The organism is Saccharopolyspora halophila (assembly GCF_039531955.1).
GTDB classification, from domain to species: domain Bacteria; phylum Actinomycetota; class Actinomycetes; order Mycobacteriales; family Pseudonocardiaceae; genus Saccharopolyspora; species Saccharopolyspora halophila.
Map to the genome: position 1 here is coordinate 1 of NZ_BAAARA010000033.1, position 2,186 is coordinate 2,186.

The 2,186-nt window shown below is 69.4% G+C and carries 1 protein-coding gene; it reads left to right on the forward strand.

Annotation, left to right across the window (positions count from 1 at the left end):
- Positions 1 to 2,186 (forward strand): sulfatase-like hydrolase/transferase (locus ABD289_RS25120; protein ID WP_344138118.1); only part of this gene is annotated, 2,186 nt, incomplete at both ends.

Genomic DNA, 2,186 nt, shown 5'->3' on the forward strand with positions numbered 1-2,186 from the left:
GACGACATGGGTTATGGCGCGCCGAGCGCGTTCGGCGGCCCGTGCCACATGCCGACCGCGGAGCGCCTGGCCAACGGGGGTCTGCGCTACAACCGCTTCCACGTCACCGCGATCTGCTCGCCGACCCGGCAGGCGCTGCTGACCGGCCGCAACCACCATTCCGTGGGCATGGGCGTGACCACCGAGATGTCCAGCGCCGCGCCCGGCTACAGCGGCATCCGTCCGCAGAGCGCCGCCACCATCGGGCAGATGCTGCAGGGCAACGGCTACAACACCGGTGCGTTCGGCAAGTGGCACCAGACGCCGGCTCGCGACGTCAGCGCTGCGGGTCCGTTCGACCGCTGGCCGACCGGTGAGGGCTTCGAGAAGTTCTACGGCTTCGTGTGCGCCGAGATGAACCACTGGTACCCGGTGCTGTTCGACGGCACCAACCCGGTCGAGCCGGACCGCAAGCCCGAGGACGGTTACCACCTGTCCGAGGACATGGTGGACAACGCCATCGACTGGGTGCGCGACCAGACCGCGCTCAAGCCGGACAACCCGTTCTTCGCCTACCTGCCGTTCGGCGCCACCCACGCGCCGTACCACGTGCCGAAGGAGTACCGGGAGAAGTACCGGGGCAAGTTCGACCACGGCTGGGACGAGCAGCGCGAGATCACCCTGCAGCGGCAGAAGGAGCTCGGCGTCGTCCCGCAGGACACCGAGCTGGCCCCGTGGGCCGAGGGCGTGCCGCACTGGGACGAGCTCTCCGAGGCCGAGAAGCGCTCCGCGGCGTCGCTGATGGAGCTCTACGCCGGGTTCGCCGAGCACACCGACGACCAGGTCGGCCGCTTCGTGGACGCCCTGGACGAGATGGGCGAGCTGGACAACACCCTGTTCGTCTACATCCTGGGCGACAACGGCGCCTCCGCCGAGGGCGGCCTGGGCGGCACGCTCAACGAGCACCGCTTCGCCTCGGGCATCCCGGACAGCGCCGAGATGATCAACGAGCACGACGACGCGCTGGGCGATGCCACCACGCACGCGCACTACCCGGTGGGCTGGGCGCTGGCGATGAACACGCCGTTCCAGTGGACCAAGCAGGTCGCCTCCCACTTCGGCGGGACCCGCGACGGCATGATCGTGCACTGGCCCGACGGGATCCAGGAGCGCGGCGGGCTGCGCAGCCAGTTCCACCACGTCATCGACGTGGTGCCGACCATCCTGGAGGCCGCGGGGCTGCCGCACCCGACCGAGGTCAACGGTGTCGCGCAGCAGCCCATCGAGGGCACCAGCATGCTCTACAGCTTCAACGACGCCGAGGCCCCCGACCAGCACCGCGTGCAGTACTTCGAGATGGTCGGCAACCGCGGCATCTACCAGGACGGCTGGACCGCGGTCACCCGGCACGGCACGCCGTGGGAGATGGTCCAGGACGGGGTGCGGCGCTCCTTCGACGACGACAAGTGGGAGCTCTACAACACCAACCTGGACTGGAGCCAGGCGCAAGATCTCTCCGAGGAATACCCGGAGAAGCTGCGCGAACTCCAGCAGCTGTTCCTCGTCGAAGCCGCCAAGTACAACGTGTTCCCCCTGGACGACCGGATGACCGAGCGGGAGAACCCCCGCGAGGCCGGGCGCCTGGACCTGATGGGCGACCGGAGTTCGGTCACCTTCCACGGCAACGCCAAGCGGCTGACCGAGGAGACCGCGCCCAACGTCAAGAACCGCTCGCACACCCTGACCGCGCAGGTCGAGATGCCCGAGGGCGGTGCCGACGGCGTGCTGGTCGCCCAGGGCGGCCGGTTCGGCGGCTGGTCGCTGTACCTGCACGAGGGCCGGCCCAGCTACGCCTACAACGAGATGGGCATGAAGGTCGACACCGTGCGCGCACCCGAGGCGCTGGCCGCGGGTGCGCACGAGATCAGCCTGCGGTTCGACTACGACGGCGGAGGCGTCGGCAAGGGCGGTACGGCCACCCTGCACGTCGACGGCACCGAGGCGGGCTCGGTCCGGGTGGACCAGACGATCCCGTACTACTTCGCCTTCGACGAGACCTTCGACATCGGCTGCGACCGGGCCAGCCCGGTCACCGATGACTACGCCCCGGTGGACAACGCCTTCACCGGCACGCTGCGCAAGGTCCGGGTCGATCTCGACGACGACCAGTGCTCCGACGCGGACGCTCAGGAGGCCTTCCGCACCGC